The 24869-nt window shown below is 67.8% G+C and carries 23 protein-coding genes; 7 read left to right on the forward strand and 16 right to left on the reverse strand.

Translation table 11 applies throughout. From position 1 onward, the window contains the following. Window positions 1-190: hypothetical protein (locus HTS88_RS22020; RefSeq protein ID WP_217432676.1), on the forward strand; the 190-nt coding region annotated here is incomplete at its 5' end. A 144-nt stretch (window positions 191-334) separates the two neighbouring features. Here HTS88_RS22020 and tyrS read toward each other — a convergent pair. The 3 genes from tyrS to HTS88_RS16690 are packed head-to-tail and all read right to left on the reverse strand — an operon-like array spanning window position 335 to window position 4639. Next, window positions 335-1648 (reverse strand): tyrosine--tRNA ligase, encoded by a 1314-nt coding sequence (tyrS, locus tag HTS88_RS16680; protein ID WP_174180312.1) that lies wholly within the window; start codon window positions 1646-1648, stop codon window positions 335-337. Between the two features lie 33 nt (window positions 1649-1681). Beyond that, window positions 1682-3910, reverse strand: a complete 2229-nt coding sequence (locus HTS88_RS16685; RefSeq protein ID WP_174180313.1) for a HelD family protein — start codon at window positions 3908-3910, stop codon at window positions 1682-1684. 51 nt (window positions 3911-3961) lie between these two features. Continuing rightward, window positions 3962-4639, reverse strand: a complete 678-nt coding sequence (locus HTS88_RS16690) for a DNA-3-methyladenine glycosylase (RefSeq protein WP_174180314.1) — start codon at window positions 4637-4639, stop codon at window positions 3962-3964. A gap of 114 nt (window positions 4640-4753) precedes the next feature. On the opposite strand from HTS88_RS16690, the gene HTS88_RS16695 reads away from it, so the two are divergent. Further along, window positions 4754-6268: a DNA-3-methyladenine glycosylase 2 family protein gene (locus HTS88_RS16695; protein WP_174180315.1), complete on the forward strand. Its 1515-nt coding sequence runs from the start codon at window positions 4754-4756 to the stop codon at window positions 6266-6268. After that, entirely contained in the window at window positions 6265-6759 is a 495-nt protein-coding gene (locus HTS88_RS16700; RefSeq protein WP_174180317.1) for a methylated-DNA--[protein]-cysteine S-methyltransferase, read from the forward strand. The genes HTS88_RS16695 and HTS88_RS16700 overlap by 4 nt, the downstream gene beginning before the upstream one ends. 8 nt (window positions 6760-6767) lie before the next feature. Here HTS88_RS16700 and HTS88_RS16705 read toward each other — a convergent pair whose 3' ends face one another. From HTS88_RS16705 to argC, 10 genes are all read right to left on the reverse strand, one after another. Further along, window positions 6768-7535, reverse strand: a complete 768-nt coding sequence (locus HTS88_RS16705) for a maleylpyruvate isomerase family mycothiol-dependent enzyme (protein WP_174180319.1) — start codon at window positions 7533-7535, stop codon at window positions 6768-6770. 9 nt (window positions 7536-7544) lie between these two features. Further along, complete coding sequence (locus HTS88_RS16710; protein WP_174180321.1) at window positions 7545-8081, reverse strand: pyridoxine/pyridoxamine 5'-phosphate oxidase; 537 nt, start codon at window positions 8079-8081, stop codon at window positions 7545-7547. 148 nt (window positions 8082-8229) lie between these two features. Continuing rightward, window positions 8230-9645: an argininosuccinate lyase gene (gene argH / locus HTS88_RS16715; RefSeq protein ID WP_174180323.1), complete on the reverse strand. Its 1416-nt coding sequence runs from the start codon at window positions 9643-9645 to the stop codon at window positions 8230-8232. Further along, window positions 9645-10850 carry an argininosuccinate synthase gene (locus tag HTS88_RS16720; RefSeq protein WP_174180325.1) on the reverse strand — a complete coding sequence of 402 codons (1206 nt, stop codon included), beginning with the start codon at window positions 10848-10850 and terminating at the stop codon, window positions 9645-9647. Before HTS88_RS16720 ends, argH begins: the two co-directional genes overlap by 1 nt. A 46-nt stretch (window positions 10851-10896) precedes the next feature. Continuing rightward, window positions 10897-11427 carry an arginine repressor gene (locus tag HTS88_RS16725; RefSeq protein WP_174180327.1) on the reverse strand — a complete coding sequence of 177 codons (531 nt, stop codon included), beginning with the start codon at window positions 11425-11427 and terminating at the stop codon, window positions 10897-10899. After that, complete coding sequence (gene argF, locus HTS88_RS16730; protein ID WP_174180329.1) at window positions 11427-12437, reverse strand: ornithine carbamoyltransferase; 1011 nt, start codon at window positions 12435-12437, stop codon at window positions 11427-11429. Before argF ends, HTS88_RS16725 begins: the two co-directional genes overlap by 1 nt. Further along, window positions 12434-13648 carry an acetylornithine transaminase gene (locus tag HTS88_RS16735; protein WP_246256389.1) on the reverse strand — a complete coding sequence of 405 codons (1215 nt, stop codon included), beginning with the start codon at window positions 13646-13648 and terminating at the stop codon, window positions 12434-12436. The genes argF and HTS88_RS16735 overlap by 4 nt, the downstream gene beginning before the upstream one ends. Window positions 13649-13701: 53 nt before the next feature. Then, complete coding sequence (gene argB / locus HTS88_RS16740) at window positions 13702-14655, reverse strand: acetylglutamate kinase (RefSeq protein WP_174180333.1); 954 nt, start codon at window positions 14653-14655, stop codon at window positions 13702-13704. A 55-nt stretch (window positions 14656-14710) separates the two neighbouring features. Next, complete coding sequence (gene argJ, locus HTS88_RS16745) at window positions 14711-15877, reverse strand: bifunctional glutamate N-acetyltransferase/amino-acid acetyltransferase ArgJ (protein WP_174180335.1); 1167 nt, start codon at window positions 15875-15877, stop codon at window positions 14711-14713. Then, entirely contained in the window at window positions 15874-16905 is a 1032-nt protein-coding gene (gene argC, locus HTS88_RS16750) for an N-acetyl-gamma-glutamyl-phosphate reductase (RefSeq protein WP_174180337.1), read from the reverse strand. Before argC ends, argJ begins: the two co-directional genes overlap by 4 nt. A 145-nt stretch (window positions 16906-17050) precedes the next feature. Here argC and HTS88_RS16755 point away from each other — a divergent pair, with 145 nt between their 5' ends. Beyond that, window positions 17051-18016 (forward strand): quinone oxidoreductase family protein, encoded by a 966-nt coding sequence (locus HTS88_RS16755; protein WP_174180339.1) that lies wholly within the window; start codon window positions 17051-17053, stop codon window positions 18014-18016. Between the two features lie 80 nt (window positions 18017-18096). On the opposite strand, the gene pheT is transcribed toward HTS88_RS16755, so the two are convergent. Further along, entirely contained in the window at window positions 18097-20640 is a 2544-nt protein-coding gene (pheT, locus tag HTS88_RS16760; protein ID WP_174180340.1) for a phenylalanine--tRNA ligase subunit beta, read from the reverse strand. Between the two features lie 2 nt (window positions 20641-20642). Continuing rightward, on the reverse strand, window positions 20643-21704 hold the full coding sequence (gene pheS, locus HTS88_RS16765; RefSeq protein ID WP_174180341.1) for a phenylalanine--tRNA ligase subunit alpha: 1062 nt from the start codon (window positions 21702-21704) through the stop codon (window positions 20643-20645). A 212-nt stretch (window positions 21705-21916) separates the two neighbouring features. On the opposite strand from pheS, the gene HTS88_RS16770 reads away from it, so the two are divergent. The 3 genes from HTS88_RS16770 (at window position 21917) to HTS88_RS16780 (ending at window position 24276) form a co-directional block, all read left to right on the forward strand. Next, window positions 21917-22402 carry a hypothetical protein gene (locus tag HTS88_RS16770; protein WP_174180342.1) on the forward strand — a complete coding sequence of 162 codons (486 nt, stop codon included), beginning with the start codon at window positions 21917-21919 and terminating at the stop codon, window positions 22400-22402. Between the two features lie 3 nt (window positions 22403-22405). Next, complete coding sequence (locus tag HTS88_RS16775; protein ID WP_174180343.1) at window positions 22406-23098, forward strand: SIMPL domain-containing protein; 693 nt, start codon at window positions 22406-22408, stop codon at window positions 23096-23098. 65 nt (window positions 23099-23163) lie between these two features. Beyond that, window positions 23164-24276 (forward strand): Rv2578c family radical SAM protein, encoded by a 1113-nt coding sequence (locus tag HTS88_RS16780; protein WP_174180344.1) that lies wholly within the window; start codon window positions 23164-23166, stop codon window positions 24274-24276. Here HTS88_RS16780 and HTS88_RS16785 read toward each other — a convergent pair. Continuing rightward, window positions 24273-24722 carry an NUDIX domain-containing protein gene (locus HTS88_RS16785; RefSeq protein ID WP_174180345.1) on the reverse strand — a complete coding sequence of 150 codons (450 nt, stop codon included), beginning with the start codon at window positions 24720-24722 and terminating at the stop codon, window positions 24273-24275. The two genes, HTS88_RS16780 and HTS88_RS16785, sit on opposite strands and share 4 nt — an antisense overlap. Window positions 24723-24869 lie beyond the last annotated feature (147 nt).

The raw sequence follows: 24869 nt of genomic DNA on the forward strand, positions 1-24869 counted from the left end.
TTCGAATATTCCCGAAACAATTCATTTTCATGAATTCTTTGTTTCGTATTTCTTCGCTGCGATGTTTCAATCTTATTTCATTCATTTTCACTTTGCAAATCCGGTTGTTTTCCCGGAATTCACTCGGTGGAATGAATCCGCCCATCATAAAGTGAAGCATTTCTTCGTTCTGCGCTTCCGCACATGGTGAAGTTGCTTCACTTTTTTGGTGGGGGTTTGTCGCTATTTTTCCGCTTCAGCGGCGGCGACTCAGAAAACATTACACGCTCCCCCGCGGCCGTGCAAATCGGCTGCGGAGGAGCGTGCAGGGGACTCTATGAAGCGGCGGAAGAGCCTAGGGAACCAGGACCTCCACGGTTGCCAGGTTCTTCTTTCCGCGGCGCAGGAGCAGGTACTGCCCATGCAGCAGTTCGGACTCCGGAATGACTGCCTCGGGGTCCGACACCTTCTCGTTGTTGACGTAGGCCCCGCCTTCGCCAACGGTGCGCCTGGCCGCCGACTTGCTGTCGGACAGCCCGGAGGCAACAAGCAGGTCCACAATGCCCATCTCGTCCACCTGCACAGTGGCGAAGGGGAGCTCGGACGTCGCCGCCTGGAGCGTGGGCTTGTCCAGGGCGGTCAAGTCGCCGTTCCCGAAAAGTGCGGCGGATGCCGCAATGACCTTCTCCGTGGCGTCCACTCCGTGAACGAGGGACGTCACTTCGAAGGCCAGCTTCCGCTGGCCTTCTCGGGCGAACGGCCGTTCAGCCACAGCAACGGAAAGCTCCTCGATCTCCGCCTTGGTAAGGAAGGTGAAGACCTTCAGCCGGTCCACAACGTCGGCATCCGCCGTGTTGACCCAGAACTGGTAAAAGGCGTATGGGCTGCACATGCCGGCATCCAGCCAGATGGCGTTGCCCTCGCTCTTGCCGAACTTCGTCCCGTCCGCATTGGTGATCAATGGGGTCCCAAGGGCGTGGACGCTCTTGCCCTCCACCTTGCGGATCAGTTCCGTGCCGCTGGTGAGGTTGCCCCACTGGTCCGAGCCGCCGGTCTGCAGCACGCAACCGTAATCACGGTAGAGCTGGAGGTAATCCATCCCCTGCAGGATCTGGTAGCTGAACTCGGTGTAGCTGATGCCCTCATCCGAGCTCAGCCGTGAAGCCACGGCGTCCTTGCGCAGCATGGTGCCCACACGGAAGTGCTTCCCAACGTCGCGCAGGAAATCGATGGCGCTCAGCGGCGCCGTCCAGTCAAGGTTGTTGACCATCTGCGCTGCGTTGTCGCCCTCGAAGCTGAGGAAACGGCGGACCTGCGCCTGGAGGTAGCCCACCCACTCGGCCACGATGTCCTTGGTGTTCAGCGTGCGCTCGGCCGTGGGACGGGGGTCCCCGATCATACCGGTTGACCCACCCACCAGTCCGAGGGGCTTGTGGCCCGCCAGCTGCAGCCGCCGCATGACGAGCAGCTGGACCAGGTTACCCAGGTGCAGGCTCGGCGCGGTGGGATCGAACCCGCAATAGTACGTCACCGGTCCGTCGGCGAGGAGTTTTTCAAGCTCCGCCTCGTCGGTGGAGACGTGGACCAGGCCACGCCACTTCAGTTCCTGCCAAATGTTGGCAAAAGTGGGGTCGTTCTGCTGCGATTCGAGGCTGATGAGTTCTGGCACGCCTTCTAAGTTAGCAGTATGCGGCGCGCCTGATCAGCGCTTGATCCCTGCCGGCACCGGTTCCGAAGCAATCAGGCGGAGCCGCTGGGTGGCCCGGGTCATCGCGACGTACAGGTCCCCCACTTTGCCGTGCTCATGGTTGAGCATCATGGACGGCTCAAGCACCACGACGCCGTCGAACTCCAGCCCCTTGGCTTCGCGGGGGCTGATCACCACGATGTCCTGCTCGTAGCTGCCGGCACCCGTGCCCACCCGGCGTCCGTGGGCGGCGCGCAGGGCGGCGGTGGCTTCCGGCAGGAAGTGTCCGTCGGCAATGACGGCGAGCAGGCCGCCGTCGAGCGCGTCCAGTTCCTCCGGCAGGACCTCAACCAGGCGGCTGACCACCTGGCCGGGATCCACCTCGTCGATGACAGGCGACCAGCGTCCTTCACGGACGGCCTTGGGCGCAGACACCACCAGCCCGGCCGCGTTGGCCATCCGGACGGCGGCTTCGGCGATCTGGGACGGCGTGCGGTAGTTCACCGTCAGCTCCTCCAGCTGCCAGCGGTCCCCGAACATGGGTGCGAGTGCGCCCTGCCAGGAGTTGGCCCCGGCCACCGAGCTGGTCTGCGCGATGTCCCCCACGATGGTGAAGGACTTCAGGGGGCATCGGCGGACCAGCAGGCGCCACTGCATGGGTGAAAGCTCCTGCGCCTCATCCACCACGATGTGGCCGAAGGCCCATGTGCGGTCGCTCGTGGCGCGCTCTGCGGCGGTTTGCCGCGTTTCCTGTTCCTGGTTCTGCTCGGCCAGTTCCTCGGCGGACATCAAGGGATCCACCCCTGCCGCCTGCATGTTCACGAGGGTCTGCTTGGCGTTGGCAAGGTCGCGGGCACGGTCGTGCTCCTGCTGGGCGAGCCCGCGTCCGGCGGCCGGGTCCAGTTCGCCGAGCAGTTCGGCGGCCTCGTCCAGCAGCGGCACATCGGACTCGGTCCAGGGGGCGTCGGCCGGGCGCTGCAGCAGCGCCCGCTCGGCCGGGGACATGGCGGGGGTACAGAATTCCAGTATGGCCGGCTTGCTGAAGAGCTCCGAGATCAGCTTCTCCGGCGTCATGGGCATCCAGCAGAGGTTGAGGGCGATCCGTACATCGCGTGCGGAACGGACGTCCTCCGCCAGGTAGGAACGGTCAGCGTTATTACCGATGTTCCCGGCTTCCACCAGTTCGGTCATCTGTTCAGTGAGTTCGCGCAGCAGGATCTTGACGAACGTCACGCGCGCCTCGTTGTGCGGCTTGCCGGTGGAGCGGGCACGCTCGCGGGCACGGCGCACCTGGCGCGGCGTCAGCACCAGCTTGCGGCCGTCCACCTCCAGGATCCGGTTTTCAGCGGGAATCCGTTGGCGGTTGGCCACGGCGTTGGCCACAACGGTGGCCATGTCCAGGCGGCCCTTGATGGCGGCGACGTCGGCGTCCGGTTCCGGCACGGCGTGGATGCCGGGCATCAGGCGGCCCACACTGGCCATCACCACGCCGGTCTCGCCCAGGGAGGGCAGCACCCTTTCGATGTACTTCATGAACGACGACGACGGGCCCACCAGCAGCACGCCTGCGGTCTTGAGGCGGTCACGGTGGGTATAGAGCAGGTAGGCAGCCCGGTGGAGGGCCACGGCGGTCTTGCCGGTGCCGGGTCCGCCCTGCACCACCAGCGCCCCGGAGATGGATGACCGGATGATGCGGTCCTGTTCGGACTGGATGGTGCTGACGATGTCGGACATCCGGCCGGTGCGCTTGGAGTTCAGGGCGGCCAGCAGGGCTCCTTCGCCCTGCAGCGATTCGTTGTCCGCCAGCATCCCGGCGTCAAGGACGTCATCCTCGATGGCCTTGACCTCACGGCCCTGCAGGATCAGGTGCCGGCGCCGGCGCACGCCCTGCCGGTCGAAGGCCGTGGCCTGGTAGAAGTGGCCGGCCTCGGGCGCGCGCCAGTCCACCATGAGCCGCTGCAGGTCCTCGGTGGTGAGGCCGATGCGGCCAATGTACTGGGCTTCGCCGGAGTCCAGGTCCAGCCGGCCGAAGACCAGCCGGTCGTCCACCGCGTCCAGCTGGGCCAGCCGGTCCTCGTAGAGGGCAGCAAACGCGTCGCGCTCGGAGACGTTCTGCATGGTGCCCACAGCCCCGGCCCGGCGGACCTGCGCCAGCTGGCGGCGCTTTTCCTCGCGCAGCTCTTCCAGCCGTGCGTACAGGCCGGCTACATAGTCGCGTTCGTGGGCCAAATCGGCGTCAAGCATTAACGTTCCCCTATCGCAAAAGACAGACCTACCATTCTACAACCATTTCCGTTAACGCCCGTGAAACGTTGCAGGATCCGGTTTGGCCCCCCTGGACTTCGCCGCCTTGTACTGGGAGACCGTGGGGTCGCCGGTGATCCAAAAGCGCCATGAGTACCGGTCCGTTCCACCTGCGCCGGAGACCCCAACCCTTGGCCCGGAGCTCACCGGCCCTGCCGGCCCGGGCGGAAGGACCAGCCCGAACGGCGGAGCGAGCGCATCACGGCCGCTGTCCGCCGTCGTCAGGCCCAACGCCTTGGCCAGCCGGGCGGGCCCCCTTGCCAGGTCGGCGGGGCTTTTGGAGGTGGTCCGCCGGTGCCGGGCAAGTTCCACCCCGTCCACGATTTCCCCTGCCCTCAGCAGGAGGGCCGAAGCCGTTCCTTCCGGCCCGCACACGATGTTCGTGCAGTGGTGCATCCCGTAGGTGAAGTAGACGTACAGGTGGCCGGCCGGGCCGAACATGGGCGCATTGCGGGGGGTGGGACCGCGGTAGGTGTGTGATCCGGGATCCGGGTGCAGGGAATCCTCGGGCCCCAGGTAGGCCTCCACCTCAGTGAGCCGCACCGACACAGCACCGTCCCTGGAGTCATGGGTCAGGACGGCGCCCAGCAGCAGGGGCGCCAGCTGGCGGGCGTCTCCGGAGAGGAACTCCCGCAGCGGCTGGCCGGCCGTCAGCGGATTTCTGCTCATGGCCAGACTCTATCCAACGCCGGCGCCGCCGCCCCGCCATTGACATGCTGGAGGAGCCACGGCCGTGTCCGATTTCCGCTAGCCGGGGCGTGGGAGGGCTGACAGGATGGAGGAATGGACTTCTGGCAGCGCTACCGGGCGATCGACGCCCGGGACACCCGGTTCGACGGGCAGTTCTACACTGCCGTCCGGACCACGGGCATCTACTGCCGCCCGTCCTGCCCCGCCAGGACCCCGAAGGCCTCCAACGTCACCTTTTATGAAACCTCCGCAGCAGCGCACGACGCCGGCTACCGGGCCTGCAAGCGCTGCCTTCCCGAGGCGGTTCCCGGCACACCCGCCTGGAACCTTCGCCAGGATATTGCCGGGCGCGCCATGCGGCTGATCAGTGACGGCGTGGTCACCAGGGACGGCGTCGATGGCCTTGCCGCCCGCCTGGGCTATTCCTCCCGCCAGCTCAACCGCATCCTCAGCCAGGAGCTCGGGGCGGGCCCCCTCTCGCTTGCACGGGCCGGCCGCGCGCAGACTGCCCGTACCCTGCTGGTCTCCACCTCCATGAAGCTCGCCGACGTCGCCTTTGCGGCCGGGTTCAGCAGCGTCCGCCAGTTCAACGAAACCATGGCGGAAGTTTTTGGCATGACCCCCACGGCGCTTCGCACCGCAAGGCATCCCAAGGCCCCCGCCGGCTCCACCGCCCTCACCCTCAACCTCCCCTACCGGGAACCTTTCGACCCCGGCGTCTTCACCTTCCTGGCTGTCCGCGCCATCCCCGGGATCGAAGCGGGAACGCCCGTGTCCTACGCCCGAACGCTGCGGCTGCCCCAGGGTGATGCGAGGTTCCGGGTGGATTACGACGCCGGCGCTCCGGGCCGGCCGCTGACCCTCACCATCGGCGCGGTGGACCTTAGGGACCTGCCGGCCCTGTTGAGCAGGGTACGGCGCCTCTTTGACCTCGATGCGGATCCAGTGGCGATCGACAGTGCGCTGGCAGGGGAAGCCAGGCTCGCTGCCGCGGTGGCGGGCACTCCGGGGATCAGGATGCCCGGTGCCCTGGATCCGGCGGAAATGCTGGTCCGGGCCATGGCCGGGCAGCAGATCACCGTTGCAGCTGCGCGGACCGCCCTCACCCGGCTGGCCGCCGTCGGACGGGCAAGCCAAAGCCCCGGCGAGGGCCTGGACCGGATGTTTCCCACCCCGGCCGAAATCGCCGGCGGCGGCTCCGCGGTCCTGCGTGGACCGCAGCGGCGGACCGCCGCCCTCCTTGCGGCAGCTGCCGCCATGGCGGACGGCGGACTCGATTTTGGCTATGGCGACAGCCCGGAAAGCCTGGCCGCCAAACTGCTGCCGCTGCCCGGCGTGGGACCATGGACCACGGGATACCTTGCCATGCGCATCCTCGGCGCCCCGGATATTTTCCTCGCCAACGACGCAGCCGTACGGAACGGGATCCGTGTCCTCGGGGAGGGAACCGCGGCCTCCACTCCGGACTTCAGGGAAGCCAGCCCCTGGCGCTCATACGCGACCATGCACCTGTGGCGGGCAGCAGCCCGGCCTGCGACCGGTACCCCCAGGCGCACAGCAGCACACTCAGACCACGGCACCAGACCAGCAGAGGAAGCGAACCGATGAAGGCCCAGCTGCTTCAGATGACCACCCCGGACGGTCCGTTCACCATCCTGGCCCAGGACGGCGTCGTGCTCTCCAGCGGATGGACAGACAACCCTGGTGAGCTGACCGGGCAGATCCATCCGTCCCTCCGGCCCGGCGTGCTCGAACCGGTCACCGGGCTGGGGGTCATCTCGTCCGCCGTCGAAGCCTTCTATGCCGGTGACCCGGTGCCGGCGATGAGCGTTCCCGTGCGGCAGGTGTCGGGACCTTTCCGGGTCCACGCCTGGGACGTCCTGCGGCTCGTGCAGCCGGGTCAGCCCGTCACGTACGCCCGGTACGCGGAGCTCGCCGGCAACCCTAGGGCCGTGCGGGCAGCCGCCAGCGCCTGCGCCTTCAACGCTGCCGCGCTGTTCGTGCCCTGCCACCGGGTGATCCGCACGGACGGCACGCTGGGCGGTTTCCGCTGGGGGCTTCCCGTCAAGCGGAGCCTGCTGGCGCGCGAAGCCGGTTAGCCCTTCGGTCAGCCCTGTGTGGCGGCGGGGGTTCCGGACGGCCACGGCAGCAGCCCGGGCAAATCCACGCGGTCGGCCGCGGCGGACGCCCTGAGGCTGCCAAGCGTCGGCTCGCGGCCGGCAAGCCAGGCTGCGATGTCGGTGATCATGCCGCTGATGACGGTGGACCGGGCGCCGCTGCCGAGGGCCAGCGGCTGGAGCCCCAGTGGCTGCAGCACGAGCCTGTCGTCTGGCTGGACCCTGGCCGCCAGGAAATCGAAAAGGTGCTCGCAGAACGGCCGGCTCCAGGTTTCCGGGCCCCTCCCCGCCAGCAGGTCCGACCCGTGGATGACCAGTTCCCGCCACAGCGCCAGTCCGCCGTCCAGGGCCACGCCCCCGCGATACGTGATGGGCGCGTACCAGCCGGTCCGGTTCGCGGCTGAATCCTTGACGCCGGGCAGTGCGTCGAAGGCCCTGAGTGCCCGGTCCAGCGCGGCGGTGAGGTCCGCGCGGTGGGTGGCGGCGTCGTGGCCCGCTGCCATGTCGATTGCTTTGTTCCGGCCTTCCATGCCGCCGTCGTAAAGCTCCACGGCCTCTCCGCGCGCAGCGTACTCAAGCTGCCGGGCCATGGCGTTGGAGATGCCTGTGAGGTGGGCCAGCACGTGCCCCCTCGTCCAGCCGGGCAGGGCGGAGGGCGCCTGCACCTCGGAGTCGCTGAACTTTGCAGCGTCGGCTGCCACGTCAGCTGCGGCCCTGTAGAGCGCCGGAAGCAGTTCGTCGGGTGCGGGAGCTGTCATGGCGACAGCCTAACCCAGGGGCGATCCGTCGGGGGCCACACGGTGACGGACATGGTTGCCGTCGTGGCTGGCCTGCCAGAACTCGATCTCGGCGGGCCGGAGGGCGTAGAGCTGCCAGTGCGGGTTGGTGCTGCCGTCGGCACGGGGCCGCTCCGCCCAGTCCCGCGCGGATGCCTCGGTGGACAGTTCGACGACGGCCCCGGCCACGCGGACCTGCCGGCCCTGGGACGGCCAGTAGAAGGTCATGGCGGCATGCGGGTTGGCGTTCAGTTCCCTGCCCTTGCGTGAGGTGCGGGACGTGGCGAAGTGCCAGCCGTCGTCGTCGATGTTCTTCAGGATCAGCATCCTGGACGACGGTTTGCCGTCTCCGCCCGCCGTGGCCAGGCTGCACGCATGCGGCTGCCGCTCCCCCGCCGCCAGCGCCTCCCCCAGCCAGTGCCTGAACAGCTCGGCAGGATCCGTGGGGGCGCTCTCCGGGTCAAAGCCCGGCAGCGTGTCCGGGAAATCGGGAAGCGCGCGGAGTTGCCTGCGGAACGGTTCGCTCATGGCACCATGCTAGCGGGCAGCGCCCGGCGCCTAAGGCCCAACGCTCTCTCACTTGATGCGTGAAAATCGGTAACGCTCTCTCACTTTCTTGAAGAAAGTGAGAGAGCGTCGGCCAAAAACCGACATTAAGTGAGAGAGCGTCTGACGGTTAGTGCGCGTACTCCCGGACGCCGGCGAGTTCGGCTTCCAGCGCAACCAGCTGGCGTTCGACGGCGGCGGGCGCAGTTCCGCCCTGGGAGTTGCGGCTGTTCAGCGAGCCCTCCGTGGACAGGACCGTGCGGACCTCCGGCGTCAGGTGCTCCGAGATGGCCGCGTATTCCCCGTCCGTCAGGTCCCACAGCTCCACGCCGCGGGATTCGGCCTGCTTCACGGCCGCGCCGGACAGCTCGTGCGCTTCCCGGAACGGAACACCCTGGCGGACGAGCCACTCAGCAATGTCAGTGGCCAGCGCGAAGCCCTGCGGTGCCAGCGACTCCATCCGTTCCGTGTTGAACTTCAGGGTGGCGATCATGCCGGAGACCGCCGGAAGCAGGAGCTCCAGGGTGTCTGCAGCGTCGAACACCGGCTCCTTGTCCTCCTGCAGGTCGCGGTTGTACGCCAAGGGAAGGCCCTTGAGCGTGGCCAGCAGCCCGGTCAGGTTGCCGATGAGCCGGCCTGCCTTGCCACGGGCCAGTTCCGCCACATCCGGGTTCTTCTTCTGCGGCATGATGGACGAACCCGTGGAGTAGGAGTCGTGCAGCGTGACGAAGGAGAACTCCTTGGTGGCCCAGAGGATGACTTCCTCCGACACCCGCGAGAGGTCCACGCCGATCATGGAACACACCCAGGCGAACTCGGCGAAGACGTCGCGCGAGGCCGTGCCGTCGATCGAGTTGTGCGAGGCGGAGAAGAAGCCCAGGTCCGCGGCCACCGCCTCCGGGTCCAGCCCCAGCGAGGAGCCGGCCAGGGCGCCCGAACCGTAGGGCGAGACGCCGGCGCGCTTGTCCCAGTCCTGGAGCCGCTGCACGTCGCGCAGCAGCGCCCAGGCGTGGGCCAGCAGGTGGTGGCTGAGCAGCACCGGCTGGGCGTGCTGCAGGTGGGTGCGGCCGGGCATGGCAACACCGTGGTGCGCCTTGGCCTGCTCCACAAGCGCATCCACCGTGGCCAGCACGCCGCGGGCGATGATCCGGGCGTGGTCCCGCAGGAACATGCGGCCCAGCGTGGCCACCTGGTCGTTGCGGGACCGGCCGGCGCGGAGCTTGCCGCCCAGCTGGGTTCCGGCGCGCTCGATCAGGCCCCGTTCCAGCGAGCCGTGCACGTCCTCGTCGGACTCCGCCGGCACATAGGAGCCGGAGGCCACGTCCTCATCCAGCTGCGTGAGGGCGGCCAGCATGCCTTCCAGTTCGGCGTCATCCAGCAGGCCGGCCTTGTGCAGGACACGGGCGTGCGCCTTGGAGCCGGCGATGTCGTAGCGGGCAAGCCGCCAGTCAAAGTGGGTGGACTTGCTCAGCGCCGCCAGTGCATCCGCGGGGCCGCCGGCAAACCGGCCGCCCCACAGTGCACCTTCGTTTGTTGCCGAGGCCATTACTGTCCTGCGACGCGGATGTCGCGGCCGGACGCAACCTTGGCGGACATGCCCCACAGCTCAATGAAGCCGCGCGCCATGGACTGGTCGAAGGTGTCGCCGGTGTCGTAGGTGGCGAGGTTGAAGTCGTAGAGCGAGGTGTCGGACCGGCGGCCGTTGACGATGGCCTGGCCACCATGCAGGGTCATGCGGATATCGCCCGAGACGTACTTCTGGGTGTCCTCGATGAACGCGTCCAGGGAGCGCTTCAGCGGGGAGAACCACTGTCCGTCGTACACCAGCTCGGACCAGCGCTGGCCAACCGTGGCCTTGAAGCGGGCCTGCTCGCGCTCCACGGTGATGTCCTCAAGGTGCTTGTGGGCCGTGATGAGGGCCATGGCGCCGGGGGCCTCGTAGATTTCGCGGGACTTGATGCCCACCAGGCGGTCCTCGACGACGTCGATGCGGCCCACGCCCTGGGCGCCGGCACGGCGGTTGAGCTCCTTGATGGCCTGCAGGGGGGTGACCTTGACGCCGTCGATCGCCACCGGGATGCCGGCTTCGAAGGAAATGACGACCTCGTCCGGTGCCGGGGGGAACTCCGGGGTGGCGGTGTAGTCGTAGATGTCCTTGGTGGGGGCGTTCCAGATGTCCTCGAGGTAGCCGGTTTCCACGGCGCGGCCCCAGACGTTCTGGTCAATGGAGTACGGGTTCTTCTTGGTGGTCTCGATCGGCAGGCCCTTCTCCTCGGCAAAGGCAATGGCCTTGTCGCGGGTGAGCGCCAGGTCGCGGACCGGGGCGATGCACTTCAGGTCCGGGCCAAGGGTCTGGATGCCCACTTCGAAGCGGACCTGGTCGTTGCCCTTGCCGGTGCAGCCGTGGGCCACGGTGGTGGCGCCGAATTCGCGGGCAGCCTTGACCAGGTGCTTGACGATGACCGGGCGGGAGATGGCGGACACCAGCGGGTAGTGGCCCTGGTAGAGGCCGTTGGCCTTCAGCGTGGGCATGCAGTATTCGTTGGCGAACTCGTCGGAGGCGTCGGCCACGTAGGCTTCGACGGCGCCGCAGCCCAGGGCACGCTGGCGGATGGTTTCCAGGGACTCGCCGCCCTGCCCGACGTCAACCGCCACGGCGATGACCTCGGCGCCGGTGGCTTCACCGATCCAGCCGATGGCTACTGAGGTGTCCAGGCCGCCCGAGTAGGCGAGCACAATGCGTTCAGTCACTTCGAATGCTCCTTGTGATTGGGGTTTGGTGATGTTGTCTTCAAGCTTATTGCCCGGCTTCTTCAGCCAGCTGCAGGAACCTGGCGGCGAGGTCCTGGCCGCCCTGCGGGTCCCGGGCCACCAGCAGCACGGTGTCGTCCCCGGCAATGGTGCCCAGGATGGACGGCATCACCGAGTGGTCGATGGCCAGTGCCAGGAAGTTCGCGGCCCCCGGCGGGGTGCGGAGCACGGCGATGTTGGCCGAGGCCTCCGCGGTGACCAGCAGTTCGCTGCACAGCCGGGCCAGCCGGGCGTCCAGGATCTCCTGGCTCACGCCGCTCCGGGCAGCCCGTTCGCCGCCTTCGCCGGGTACGGCGTACACCAGCACGCCCTCCTTGCCGCGGACCCGGACCGCACCGAGTTCCACGAGGTCCCGCGACAGCGTTGCCTGGGTGACCTGCACGCCGTCGTCCGCCAGCAGTGCTGCCAGCTCCGCCTGGGAACGCACGGACTCCCCCGTCAGGATGGCGGTGATGCGCGCCTGGCGGGCTGTCTTGGTCGCAGGGCTGGAGCCCGGCGACGCCGGTTGGGCGGACACTAGAACGTGCTCTCCCCTGTGCCTTCAACGGGTGCGAGTCCGTCGACGAAGGCCAGGCCCGACCGGTGCATCAGCCAGGCCATCAGGGCCTTCTGTGCGTGCAGCCGGTTTTCGGCCTCGTCCCAGACGATGGACTGCGGTCCGTCGATGACGCCGGCAGAGATTTCGTAGCCGCGGTAGGCGGGCAGGCAGTGAAGTACGACGGCGTCTTCCGCAGCCTGTGCCATGGCGGCCTCGTCCACGGCGTACTCCCGGAACAGCTGCATCCGGGCTTCCTTTTCCGCTTCCTGCCCCATGGACACCCACGTGTCCGTGGCAACGACGTCGGCGCCTTTCAAGGCCTCCGCCGCGTCACTGGTGATGAGCACCGAGCCACCCGTCTCCGCAGCGCGTTCCTCGGCTGCGGCCACGATGTCTGCTGCCGGCAGGTAGCCCTCCGGCCCGGCGATCCGCACGTGCATCCCGGCCGTGACTCCGGCCAGCAGGTAGGAGTTGGCCATGTTGTTGGCGGCGTCCCCCAGGTAGCTCATGGTGAGGCCTTTGAGTTCGCCCTTGTGCTCTTTCACGGCCAGCAGGTCCGCCAGCAGCTGGCAGGGGTGGTAATCGTCGCACAGGGCGTTGATCACCGGAACCCTAGAGTTCTCCGCCATGGCCACCAAACCGGCGTGGGCGCCGGTCCGCCAGACGATGGTGGACACCATCCGCTCCAGGACCCTGGCGGTGTCCTCCACGGATTCCTTGTGCCCGATCTGCGCCTCTCCAGGGTTGATGATCAGGGCGTTGCCGCCCAGGTCCGCGATCCCTGTGGCGAACGAGACCCTGGTCCGGGTGGAGGTTTTGTCGAAGATCACGGCCACTGTCTTGCGGCCGCTGCCCTCGGCGGCGTACGGCTGGACGCTGTAGGGCGCCGCCTTCATCCGGGCCGCGAGGCCGAGGACCTCGGCCTGTTCGGCGGGGCTGAGGTCCGTGTCCTTGAGGAAGTGCCGGGTAGCGCTGGCTGCTGGTGTCACTGGGCGTCCTTAGCTGCTTGGAGGATTGCCGGGAAGGCGGCGAGGAAGGTGTCTGCCTGCGCCGTGGTCAGGACCAGCGGCGGCGCAAGGCGGATGGTGCGGGGGCCGGGGCTGTTGACGATGAACCCGGCGTCAAGGCCGGCCTGCACCACGGCCGGGGCGACGTCCGCGTCCAGGTCGAAGCCGATGAGGAGGCCTTCACCGCGGACTTCGGTGACGCCCGGAAGGTGTGACAGCCCGGCCCGCAGGTGCCCACCCACGGCTGCGGCGTTGGCCAGCACGTGCTGGCTTTCGATGGCGTGGAGGGTGGCGAGGGCGGCCGCCGTCGCCACCGGGTTCCCTCCGAACGTGGTGCCGTGCTGGCCCGCAGCCAACAACGACGACGTCTCCGGACCGTAGGTGATCAGGGCACCGATCGGGAAGCCGCCGCCCAGGCCCTTGGCCAGGGTAACGGCGTCCGGCATGATCCCTGCATCCTCGCTGGCAAGCCACTTCCCGGTGCGGCCGATGCCGGTCTGCACCTCGTCGAGGATCAGCAGTGCTCCCACCCTTGCGGTCAGCTCTCGGGCGGCCCGAAGGTATCCGGGCGGCAGGGGGCGCACGCCCGCCTCGCCCTGGATGGGCTCCAGGAAGACGGCGGCCACGGTCTCGTCAACGGCGTCCTTCAGCGCCTCCACGTCACCGAACGGGATGTGCACGACGCCGGCGGGCAGCGGCTCGAACGGCTCGCGGTAGGCCTCTTTGGCGGTCAGCGCAAGGGCGCCCATGGTCCGGCCGTGGAAGGCCCCTTCCAGGGCGATGATCTTGGTCCGCTTGGCACCGCTGCCGCCCGTATTGCGGCGGGCCAACTTGAAGGCGGCCTCGTTGGCCTCGGTGCCGGAGTTGGTGAAAAACACCTTGGAACCGGCAGGGGCGTCGGTGAGGGCCAGGAGCTTTTCGGCCAGCGCGATCTGCGTGGGGCTGGTGAAGAAGTTGGAGACATGGCCGAGGGTGGCCAGCTGGCTGGAGATCACCGACGTGACGAACGGGTTGGCATGGCCCAGCGCGTTGACGGCGATGCCTCCGAGCAGGTCCAGGTACTCCTTTCCGTCGGCGTCCCACACCAGGCAGCCGGCGCCGCGGACCAGGACGCGCTGCGGGGTGCCGAAGACGCCCATGAGGGAGCTGGAGTAGCGGGCCAGCCACTCTGAGCCGCTGCCGCTGCCGGTCATCACGGAGGCTTTGGCGTCCCGGTCGCTGACCGGACTCGCGTCAACAGTTTCGTTCATGCGTTTGTCTCCTCGTCGGGGACCACCTGCGTGCCGATGCCCGCGGTGGTGAAGGTTTCCAGCAGCATGGAGTGGGCCAGGCGTCCGTCCACGATGTGCGCACGCTCCACGCCGCCGTCGATCGCCTTGAGGCAAGCCTCCATCTTGGGGATCATGCCGGATTCCAGCGAGGGCAGGAGCTCCCGCAGGTCCGATGCTTTCAGGGAGGAGATCAGCGAGCTCTTGTCCGGCCAGTTGGCATACAGTCCTTCGACGTCGGTGAGGATCACCAGTTTGGAGGCACCGAGGGCTTCGGCCAGGGCTGCCGCCGCGGTGTCCGCATTGACGTTGAGCACCTGTCCCGTGGTCTGGACGCTGCCGTCTGCTGCGAACCCCTCGACGTCGATCTCCGGGGCCACCGTGGAGATCACGGGGATGCGGCCGGCGGCGAGGATGTCCAGGATGCCTTCCGGGTTTACGCCCACCACTTCACCCACGAGCCCCAGGTCCACTTCCTCGCCGTCGATGACGGTGCCAGTGCGCACGGCGCGCAGCAGTCCGCCGTCTTCACCGGACATGCCCACGGCGTAGGGGCCGTGGGAGTTGATCAGGCCCACGAGTTCGCGGCCCACCTGGCCGGTGAGGACCATGCGGACCACGTCCATGGCTTCCGGAGTGGTGACCCGCAGGCCGCCCTTGAACTCGGACTCGATGCCCAGCCGGGCCAGCATGGAGTTGATCTGGGGCCCGCCCCCGTGCACCACCACAGGGTGGATGCCCACGTGGTGCAGGAACACGACGTCTTCGGCGAAGGCACGGCGCAGCTCGTCGTTGACCATGGCGTTGCCGCCATACTTGATCACCATGGTGGTGCCGGCAAAGCGCTGGATCCAGGGCAACGCCTCGATCAGGGTGCCGGCCTTGCTTTGGGCGTCGAGCGTGGACGTGGTTTCGCGGGTGCGGGTGTTCATCAGGCAGTTTCTCCAAGGTTGCCGGGCGCCGGAAGGGGCCGGCTCAGGTGGTGCGTCAGCTTGAGTAGGCGCTGTTCTCGTGCACGTAGTCGTGGGTCAGGTCATTCGTCCAGATGGTAGCCTCGGCGTCGCCGGCCTGGAGGTCGATTTCCACGAGGACCTCGCGCGGTTCCAGGTCCACCAGGCCGCGGTCGTCGCCAATGCTGCCGTTGCGGCAGATCTGGACACCGTTCATGGCCACGTTGAGCTGGTCGGGTTCGAAGACGGCGTCAGTGGTGCCGACGGCCGACAGTACCCGTCCCCAGTTGGGGTCCTTGCCGAAAATGGCGGCCTTGAAGAGGTTGGAGCGGGCCACGGAACGGCTGACGGTTTCGGCGTCCGCTTCGCTGGCAGCGTTGAAGGTGCGGATGGCGATGTCGTGGCTGGCACCCTCGGCGTCGGCGATGAGCTTCCGCGCGAGTTCGGTGCAGACCTGGGTCAGGCCGGCACCGAAGGCCTCTGCCGACGGCACGGCGCCGGAGGCACCTGAGGACAGCAGGACCACGGTGTCGTTGGTGGACATGCAGCCGTCCGAGTCTGCCCGGTCGAACGTGACCCGGGTGGCGTCGCGGAGGACGACGTCGAGCAGTTCCGCGTCCACGGCCGCATCAGTGGTGAGGACCACCAGCATGGTGGCCAGACCCGGAGCCAGCATGCCCGCGCCCTTGGCGATCCCGCCGATGGCGAATTCCTCGCCGTCCGCATCGGTGCCGATAAACAGCGCCGCCTTGGGAACGGAGTCGGTGGTCATGATTGCCGTCGCCGCTTCGGGGCCGCCGTCGGCGCTCAGCGCGGCAGCAGCAGCCTCCACGCCGGGAAGGATTTTGTCCATGGGCAGCTGCTCGCCGATCAGGCCGGTGGAACACACAAACACGTCCGTGGCGGAGATGTCCAGGACCTTGGCCACCTTTTCGGCGGTGCTGTGCGTGTTCTGGAAGCCGGCCGGCCCGGTGCAGGCGTTCGCTCCGCCGGAGTTGAGGACAACCGCGTCCACGCGGCCGTCCGAGACCACCTGGCGGGACCAGTGCACAGGTGCTGCGGCGACGCGGTTGCTGGTGAAGACGGCAGCGGCGGCCTTGGACGGGCCGTCATTCACCACCAGGGCAAGGTCCGGTTTGCCGGAGGCCTTGAGTCCGGCGGTGACGCCGGCGGCCCGGAATCCACGGGGGGCGGTAACGGTCACGGGGCAACTCCCTGCAGGTCAAGGCCGGCGGTTTCCGCGAGGCCGAGGGCAATGTTCATGGACTGGACGGCGCCGCCGGCGGTCCCTTTGGTGAGGTTATCGATGGCGCAGGTAACGATCACCCGGCCGGTGTGGGAATCGAATGCCAACTGCATGGCGGCATGGTTCGACCCTTGCACGGACTTCGTGGCGGGCCACTGGCCTTCCGGGAGGACGTGCACGAACGGTTCGTCGTCGTAGGCATCGGTCCAGGCCTGGCGGAGCTGCTCCCCCGTGGTGCCGGCTTTGACCTTCGCCGTCGCCGTCGTGAGGATGCCCCGGCTCATGGGCGCCAGGGTGGGCGTGAAGGACACGGTGACCTGTTCGCCCGCGGCGTTGGACAGGCCCTGTTCGATCTCGGGGGTGTGGCGGTGTCCGCCGCCAACGCCATAAGGGCTCATGGAACCCATGACCTCTGAACCGATGAGGTTCACTTTGGCGGCCTTGCCTGCACCCGAGGTGCCGGAGGCAGAAACGATGACGACGTCGTCGGGCTGGAGGAGCCCGGCGGCGAAGCCGGGCGCAAGGGCCAGCAGGGCCGACGTCGGGTAGCAGCCGGGCACGGCGATGCGGTTGGCGCCCTTGAGCGCTTCGCGCTGGCCCGGGAGCTCCGGCAGGCCATAGGGCCAGGTGCCGGCGTGGGCGGAACCGTAGAACTTTTCCCACGCCGCCGGGTCCTCCAGCCGGTGGTCTGCCCCGGCGTCGATGACGACGGTCCCCGCCGGCAGCTGGGCTGCTATCTCCGCGGAGGCGCCGTGCGGCAGGGCCAGGAAGACGACGTCGTGGCCGGACAGGTTCTCCACCGAGGTGTCCTCGAGGATGCGGCTTGCGAGCCCGTGCAGGTGGGGCTGCAGTTCGCCGAGCCGGGATCCGGCATTGCTGTGGGCTGTGATGGCTCCAATGGTGACGCCAGGATGCCCGGCCAAGAGGCGCAGGACCTCTCCCCCGGCGTATCCGCTGGCGCCGGACACTGCAACAGAAATAGTCATGACCACCACCATACAGCAAAAGTATTCACTGATACCGATATTTATGCATGCAGCGGAAGGTGCCCGCTATGGGGCTTCCGCGGACTGTCCCTAGGATGGTGGCAGCAGCCGGAGCCGGAAACGCCGGGACCGGGAAAGGTGAGCAATGACCCACGCAATCGTCGCACGTCAGGCAGGCGGACCGGAAGTCCTTACCTACGAGGACGTCGAACGCCCTGTCCCGGGGCCCGGCCAGCTTCTGGTGAAGGTGGGGGCTGCGGGCGTCAACTTCATTGACACGTACAAGCGCAGCGGCACCTACAAGGTCCCTTTCCCGTTCACCCCCGGGTCCGAAGCCGCCGGCACCGTTGAAGCGGTGGGCGATGGCGTCACGGGGTTCGTCCCCGGCGACCGGGTGGCCACGGCGGAGGGCATCAACTGCTACGCGGACTATGCGCTCGTTGATGAGGGCGCCGCCCTGCCGGTCCCGCGCGGCCTGGACGACCTGACGGCAGCTGCGCTTCCCCTGCAGGGCATCACCGCCCACTACCTGATGAACTCCACCTTCAAGGTGGAACCGGGCCACACCGTCCTGCTGCACGCGGGCGCGGGCGGCGTGGGCCTGCTGCTGATCCAGCTGCTCAAGGCCCGCGGTGCGGAAGTCATCACCACCGTTTCCACGGACGCAAAGGAGCAGCTCGCACGCGGGGCCGGCGCCGACCACGTGCTGCGGTACGAGGGCTTCGCCGAGCGGGTCAGGGAGATCACCAGCGGCACCGGCGCCGACGTGGTGTACGACGGCGTTGGGAAGGACACGTTCGACGGCTCACTGGCCGCTTTGCGCGTCCGGGGCATGCTGGTGCTTTTCGGCGCCGCCTCCGGACCCGTTCCGCCCGTGGATCCCCAGCGCCTGAATGCCGGCGGCTCGCTGTTCCTGACCAGGCCCACTTTGGGGCATTACCTGAGGGACGCTGCGGAGCGGCGCTGGCGCTCCGGCGAAGTGTTCGCGGCGGCGGCGGACGGCAGCCTGAAGGTCCGGATCGGCGCCCGCTACCCCCTGGTGCAGGCTGCCCAGGCACACCGCGACCTTGAGGGGCGGAAGACCACCGGAAAGGTCATCCTGGTTCCGTAGGACAGACAGCAACGGGAGACAGGGAAGGTCCCCGAGCCGTGCGGCTGCGGGGACCTTCCCTGTTGATGCGTGTTTTGCGGTCAGCGCTGGACGGCGCCGAAGCGCTCGGCCGCCAGGGCCACCGCGCCTTCCCGTGCGGCTGATGCCTCGTCCGCCGTGAGGGTGCGGTCGTTGGCACGGAACCGAAGCCCGAACGCGAGGGACTTCTTGCCTTCCTCGATGCCCTTGCCTGCGTAGACGTCGAAGAGCGCCACGTCCTCCAGCAGTTCACCGGCACCTTCGCGCAGGGCCGCCAGGACGTCGTCGGCGGGGACTTCGGCAGGAACCACCAGCGCCACATCCTGGGTGGCCACGGGGAACGTGGAGATGTGGCGCGCCACGATCACGTCCGGGGCCGCGTCGAACAGCGCGTCAGCATTGAGCTCAAGGGCCACCGAGCGTGCAGGCATGTCCGATGCCGCCAGCAGCTTGGGGTGCAGCTCACCGGCGTAGCCCACTACGTCCCCGTTGCGGAGCGACAGCCGGGCCGCACGGCCGGGATGGAAAGCCTGGTGGCTGCCCTGGCTGGCCAGGACCTCCACGCCCAGTACGTCCCCGGCAATGCGGGCAAGATCCAGCGCGTCAGCCCAGTCCCAGGGCCGCGGCGTATGGCCGGCCGCTGCCGGGGAATCGTGTCCCGTGAGCACTGCGGCGAGGTGGAATGGCTGATCCGGGACGCCGTCGTACAGTCCGTCCAGCACCTCATCGGAAGGCTTGGCCCCCAGCGGAGGGATGGAAGCGGTGCCTACCGTGCCGCCGGGCAGGAACACCAGGCCTGACTCGAAGAGTGCCAGGTCACGGAAACCGCGCGAGTGGTTCCGCTTGGCCACCTCGATGAGCCCCGGCAGGATGGACGTGCGCAGGAAGCCCTGCTCTTCGCTGATCGGGTTCGCCAGTTTGACCGCGGTCCGGTTTGCGCCCTGTTCGGCCACGCCGAACGTGTCATTGGCCGCCTTGGACACGAAGGGGTAGGACAGGACCTCGGTGAGCCCTGCATCCGCCAGGGCCTGGATCAGGCGGCGGCGCTGCTGCTGCACCCGCGTCAGGCCGCGCCCGGGAGGCGCCACAGGAAGCGTGGCGGGAATCTTGTCGTAGCCCACCAGCCGGGCAATCTCTTCGGAGAGGTCCTCTTTGGTTTCCAGATCGTTCCGCCAGCTGGGGGCCGTAACGGTCCAGCCGCCGTCGTTCCTTTCCACCGCGGCGCCAAGATCCTCCAGGGACGTGACAATCTGCTCTTCGGTGAAGTCGATGCCAATGCGGGCGGCAGCGAAGGCCTCCGGAAGTTCGATGCTGACGGAGTCCGGAGCGGTCCCCACATCGGTTCCGGCCTGGTCCGCCGTTCCGCCGGCCAGCTCGACGAGCAGGTCAACCACCCGCTGGGCGGCGATGCCGGCCACGTGCCAGTCCACGCCGCGCTCAAACCGCTTGGACGCTTCAGACGGCAGCTTGTGGCGGCGCCGGGAACGGGCAATGGACACCTCGTCGAAGTGCGCGGCTTCCACCAGGACGGTCGACGTCGAGTCGCCCACCTCAGTGGCGGCGCCACCCATCACTCCGGCAATGCCGATAGGTCCGGAGGCGTCCGTGATCAGGAGGTCCTCGGCGTCGAGCGCGCGTTCCTTGCCGTCGAGGGTGGTGATCTTCTCGCCGGCCAGGGCCCGGCGCACCACGATATCCCCGGACAGCGTGTCCTGGTCGTAGCAGTGCGTGGGCTGGCCGAGTTCCAGCATCACGTAGTTGGAAATATCCACCGGCAGTGAGATGGAACGGATGCCGGCGAGGCGCAGCCGTGAAACCATCCAGGGCGGCGTGGGCTTTGTGGCGTCAACGCCGCGGACGGTGCGGGCCACGAACCTGTCGCATCCGGGCTTGCCGTAGATGGGGGCATCGTCATTGATCTTGACGCCGTACCCGCCGGACAGCTCCGCCGGAGCGGTGACGCGGGAAGCAGGGTCCGTGAAGGTAGTGCCGGTGGCGTGGGCGTACTCGCGGGCAACCCCGCGGATGGAGAATGCGTAGCCGCGGTCCGGCGTCACATTGATTTCGGCAGCCTGGTCGTAGAGGCCCAGCAGCTCCATGGCATCAGTGCCGATTTCCGGGTCCAGCCCGATGCGGGACAGCACCAGGATGCCGTCATGGTCCTCGCCAATGCCGAGTTCGCGCACGGAGGCGATCATGCCCGCGGACAGGTGCCCGTAGGTCTTCCGGGCAGATATGTGGAAGTTGCCCGGCAGCACGGCGCCCGGCAGGGTGACCACCACTTTGTCGCCCTCAACGAAGTTGTGCGCGCCGCAGATGATGCCCTGCACGCCGGAGGGGTCGATGCCGTCGCCGGTGAGGGTCTGTTCCTGGCCCTCGGGAACCACCCGGACCTGGCACCAGTTGATGGTCTTGCCGTTGGTCTGGGGCTCCTTGACCAGGCTCAGGACCTGGCCCACCACGATGGGCCCCTGCAGGGTGTCCGTGGGGCGGTGGACGTCCTCTTCTTCGAAACCGACCTTGACCAGCTCGGTCATGACGTCTTCTGCCGTTGCTCCGGCCGGTACCTCTGCGAATTCACGCAGCCAGGAAAGTGGGATACGCACTGTTAGATCTCCATCCCGAAGTGCTCGCTGAAACGTACATCGCCTTCGATCATGTCGCGCATGTCCCCCACTTCGTTGCGGAACATAAGGGTGCGCTCAATGCCCATGCCGAAGGCAAAACCTGAATAGACGTCCGGATCGATGCCGGCGGCGCGGAGCACGTTGGGGTTGACCATGCCGCAGCCGCCCCACTCGATCCAGCGCGGACCGCCCTTGGCGCCGGGGTGCCAGATGTCCAGCTCCGCTGACGGCTCGGTGAACGGGAAGTAGTTGGGACGCAGCCGGATCTGGGCTTCGTCGCCGAACATCTGCCGCGCGAAGTGCTCAAGCGTGCCGCGGAGGTCCGCCATGCTCAAGTGCTTGTCGATGGCAAGGCCCTCGAACTGGTGGAACACCGGAGTGTGGGTGGCGTCCAGTTCATCGGTGCGGAACACCTTGCCCGGGCACAGCACATAGATGGGCAGCTCGCGTTCGAGCATGGAGCGGACCTGCACCGGCGAGGTGTGCGTGCGCATCAGCAGGTGCGCCTCGGGCGGTTCCACGAAGAAGGTGTCCTGCATTTCGCGGGCAGGGTGGTCCGGCTTGAAGTTCAGGGCGTCGAAGTTGAACCATTCCGATTCGACTTCCGGCCCCTCGGCGATTTCCCAGCCCATGCCCACAAAAATGTCCGCCACGCGGTCCTGGAGCGTGGAGAGCGGGTGCCGTGCACCTGCACGACGGCGGCGGGGCGCGGCGGTGACGTCAACGGTCTCTTCCAGGAGGATGCGTGCGTCGTTTTCCGCTTCCAGCTCTGCCGTGCGGTCGGCGAGCGCCTTGTTGACCCGTCCGCGCGATGCGCCCATCAGCTTTCCGGCGAGGGCCTTCTGGTCCTTGGGCAGCTTGCCTATCTCACGGTTGGCGAGGCTGAGCGGGGACTTCTCGCCGGTGTGGGCGAGCCGCACCGCCTTCAGCTCATCAAGGGTGCCCGCGCCGGCAATGGCGGCGATGGCCTGGTCTACAGCGGCAGTGATGGCGGCTTCATCCGTGGGGTTCGGGATGGCGGCGCCCGGCAAGGTTTCAGTCATCTACTGTTCTTAGCTACGAGTCGTGGCTGCCGGTGAACGGGGCAGCCCTGCACGGTTTCCCGGCGGCGCGTCCGTCACTGGCAGGTCATGGATGAATGTCCCCAATGCCAACTGTGCATTCCGGTTCATTCAATGACCAGGTCAGGGCACACCGGTTGAGCCGGCGGCCACTGCCCTCCAGTCTAATTGAAGGCTCCGGCTACCATAGCCTCATGACAGTGCCGCGGCGCCCGGGAGCCCAGAAGCGCCTCACGGCTGCGCAGAGACTGCGGCAGGCGGCGAACCTGGCCAACGGCAGCACTGCCCTTGGCCTGGCCGTGGCCCTTGCCGCGCGCACCCGGATCAGCAGCGGCCCCCGCGGCCTGATCCTTGCCTCCGGGTACAGGCCGCGGCTGCCTTTCGCCGGAGCTTTTACCCTGGGCAACGTGGTGCTGTGCCGGTGCACCGCCGCCGAGATGTTGTCCCGCCCGGCCCTGCTCGGCCACGAGGAAAAACACTGCACGCAGTACGCCTGGTGCCTGGGCGCGCCGTTCCTTCCCCTGTACTTCCTGGCCGCAGGCTGGTCGCTGGTGCGCTCCGGCAACCCGGGGACGCGCAACATCTTCGAGCGCCACGCCGGCCTTGAGGCCGGCGGATACCCGGCACCCGGAACCCGGCGCCGTCCCTCACGCCGCCGCCCGTCTGAAGTGGAGGTTTGAGCCATGGCCACTGCGTACGACGCCGGTAAAGCGGGTGGGAGCCCCACCGGCGGCAACGCTTCTCCCGGCACGGTCCGCGTGTCGGGAGCGGGCTCGGCGGAAGCTGCGCCGGACCTTGCGGTGGTCTCGATCGGAGTGGAGTGCCGGGCCGATTCGGTGGGGCAGGCCTACGCGCGGGCCGGAACCGGTTCAGACGCCGTGACGGCGTCCTTCCGCAGGCACGGGGTGGCCGACTCCGACATCCGCACGTCGGGCCTTAACGTCCGCGCGGAGCTCGCCTGGCGGGAAGGCGAAGGACAGCGGGTCACCGGATACGTGGCAGCCAGCACCCTCACCGTGAAGCTGCGGGACCCGGGTTCCGCTTCAGCCGCCATCTCGGAGGCAGTTGAGGCGGGCGGGAACGATGTCCGGCTGAACGGTGCGGAGCTCACTTTCAGCGATGACGCGGCTGTGCGGGTACGCGCCCGGGAGGCCGCCTGGCTGGACGCCCTCAGCACCGCCACGCAGTATGCGCAGCTTGCCTCTGCCCGGCTGGGACGGGTGCTTTCCGTATCCGAGGACGGACCGGCCCGGGGCCCGGTACCGCTGCCACGGATGCAGCGGGCAGCGGCCGTTGATTCCCTCAGCGTGGAGGCGGGCAATTCCGTGGTGGACGTGGCAGTCACCGTGGAATGGGAGCTCCTGGCCGGCGCCTAGACGTTCCCCGCACCACATACCGCCCATGCTTGACATTAGTTCGAACATAGATTCGAATGGACGGCATGAGATGGGACGCCCAAGCACTGATGCCCCGGCCAGCGGAAACGGCTGCGCACACCCCATCCCCCGCATTGCTTCCCCTGGCCGGGCTGGTCCGCTCCATCACAACCCCCGAGTTCGCTGGCATCACCTTCCATGAGGTCACCGCCAAATCGGTGCTCAACAAGGTGCCTGCCGGTTCACGGATGCCCTTCGAATGGACCATCAACCCGTACCGGGGCTGCAGCCACGCCTGCGTGTACTGCTTTGCCCGCAAGAGCCACACCTACCTTGATTTTGACGCCGGGCTGGACTTTGACAGCCAGGTGGTGGTGAAAGTCAACGCGGCCGAAGTTCTCCGGAAGGAACTGGCCAAGCCATCGTGGACGCGTCCGCAGGTTGCCCTGGGTACCAACACGGATCCTTACCAACGGGCCGAGGGCCGCTACCAGCTCATGCCCGGCATCATCACCGCACTTGCCGAGTCCGGCACTCCCCTGTCCATCCTTACCAAGGGGACCCTGCTTGCCCGCGACATTCCCCTGCTCAAGAGCGCGGCCGCCCAGGTGCCCGTGGGCATAGGCATCTCGCTGGCCATGACGGACGAAGCCCTGTCCGAGGCCATCGAGCCTGGAACGCCCGGGCCCCGGGCGCGCCTCAAGCTCGTTTTCCGCCTCCGTGAAGCCGGTCTGCCCTGCGGTGTTATGGCCATGCCCATCCTGCCGTGGCTTTCGGACAGCGATGAGGCACTCGACGCGCTGTTCGCGTCCCTGGCGGCGGCGGGCGCAACCGGCGTCACGGCCGGGGCCCTGTACCTCAAGCCCGGGACAAGGGAGTGGTTCATGAAGTGGATTGCTGCCAACCATCCCGGGCTGGCGGGCCGCTACCGGCGGCTCTACGGGACAGGTTCGTACGCGTCCAAGGAGTACCGCTCGTGGCTCGCGGGCAAAGTCCGGTACTTCAAAGCCCGCCACGGGTTTACCAACACGTCCGGCTTCAGCCACAGGGACCTCGAGGACGATCCCCGCGGCGAGGAAGCCGAATATCCCGCCGGCATCGTCCCCCAGGCGGCAGCGCCCGGCCAGGCACTGACCGGAAAAAAGGCAGCCTCCGAGGGGCAGGCAACGCTCTTCTAGGACCGTGCGCCTGCTGCCCTGACGGCGACGGCACCGAGCAGGGCCCGGACTATCGGGAAGTCCGCGGGAATCCACGGCAGGCCCAGGACGCCGCTGTGGTCCTCCAGCGCCACCCACCGGAGTTCATCGTGGTCCTCGAGTGCTTTCGGCTCCCCGTGGGCAATTTCCGCGAACCACACCCGCATGCTGGCCCGGTGGTTCAGCGGCCAGCCGCCCGGAACCTGCGCCGGGAGCTCAGCGCCGAGCCGGACGGCGATCCCCAACTCCTCAAGCAGTTCGCGGGCCAGCGCCGCCTCCGGCTCCTCGCCGGGCTCCACTTTTCCACCGGGGAACTCCCAGAGTCCTGCCAGCTGCTCCGGAGCGCTGCGCCGCGCCACCAGCAGCATGGAGGGTTCCGCCAGGCTGTCCACGACGGCTCCGCCTACCACCTGTATCTGTCCGTTCACCGCCCCATTCTATGGGGGACAATGAATAGACCAGCTGCAAATTTCCTCCCACACCGGGAATACGGGTTCCCCTTTCCGGGTTATTTGCAGGGTCCGGACTTCATCAGCCCCACTGCCGTGGCATTGGTCCACCACCACTTTCCTCCT

It is taken from the genome of Pseudarthrobacter oxydans (assembly GCF_013314975.1).
Lineage (GTDB): Bacteria > Actinomycetota > Actinomycetes > Actinomycetales > Micrococcaceae > Arthrobacter > Arthrobacter oxydans.

Excerpts from the sequence above, each read along its gene's own strand:
- HTS88_RS16685 (WP_174180313.1), bottom strand. The coding sequence starts at position 3,910 with ATGCTTGACGCCGATTTGGCCCACGAACGCGACTATGTAGCCGGCCTG.
- HTS88_RS16690 (WP_174180314.1), bottom strand. The coding sequence starts at position 4,639 with ATGAGCAGAAATCCGCTGACGGCCGGCCAGCCGCTGCGGGAGTTCCTC.
- HTS88_RS16695 (WP_174180315.1), top strand. The coding sequence starts at position 4,754 with ATGGACTTCTGGCAGCGCTACCGGGCGATCGACGCCCGGGACACCCGG.
- HTS88_RS16700 (WP_174180317.1), top strand. The coding sequence starts at position 6,265 with ATGAAGGCCCAGCTGCTTCAGATGACCACCCCGGACGGTCCGTTCACC.
- HTS88_RS16705 (WP_174180319.1), bottom strand. The coding sequence starts at position 7,535 with ATGACAGCTCCCGCACCCGACGAACTGCTTCCGGCGCTCTACAGGGCC.
- HTS88_RS16710 (WP_174180321.1), bottom strand. The coding sequence starts at position 8,081 with ATGAGCGAACCGTTCCGCAGGCAACTCCGCGCGCTTCCCGATTTCCCG.
- argH (WP_174180323.1), bottom strand. The coding sequence starts at position 9,645 with ATGGCCTCGGCAACAAACGAAGGTGCACTGTGGGGCGGCCGGTTTGCC.
- HTS88_RS16735 (WP_246256389.1), bottom strand. The coding sequence starts at position 13,648 with ATGACCGGCAGCGGCAGCGGCTCAGAGTGGCTGGCCCGCTACTCCAGC.
- argB (WP_174180333.1), bottom strand. The coding sequence starts at position 14,655 with ATGAACACCCGCACCCGCGAAACCACGTCCACGCTCGACGCCCAAAGC.
- argC (WP_174180337.1), bottom strand. The coding sequence starts at position 16,905 with ATGACTATTTCTGTTGCAGTGTCCGGCGCCAGCGGATACGCCGGGGGA.
- HTS88_RS16755 (WP_174180339.1), top strand. The coding sequence starts at position 17,051 with ATGACCCACGCAATCGTCGCACGTCAGGCAGGCGGACCGGAAGTCCTT.
- pheS (WP_174180341.1), bottom strand. The coding sequence starts at position 21,704 with ATGACTGAAACCTTGCCGGGCGCCGCCATCCCGAACCCCACGGATGAA.
- HTS88_RS16770 (WP_174180342.1), top strand. The coding sequence starts at position 21,917 with ATGACAGTGCCGCGGCGCCCGGGAGCCCAGAAGCGCCTCACGGCTGCG.
- HTS88_RS16775 (WP_174180343.1), top strand. The coding sequence starts at position 22,406 with ATGGCCACTGCGTACGACGCCGGTAAAGCGGGTGGGAGCCCCACCGGC.
- HTS88_RS16780 (WP_174180344.1), top strand. The coding sequence starts at position 23,164 with ATGAGATGGGACGCCCAAGCACTGATGCCCCGGCCAGCGGAAACGGCT.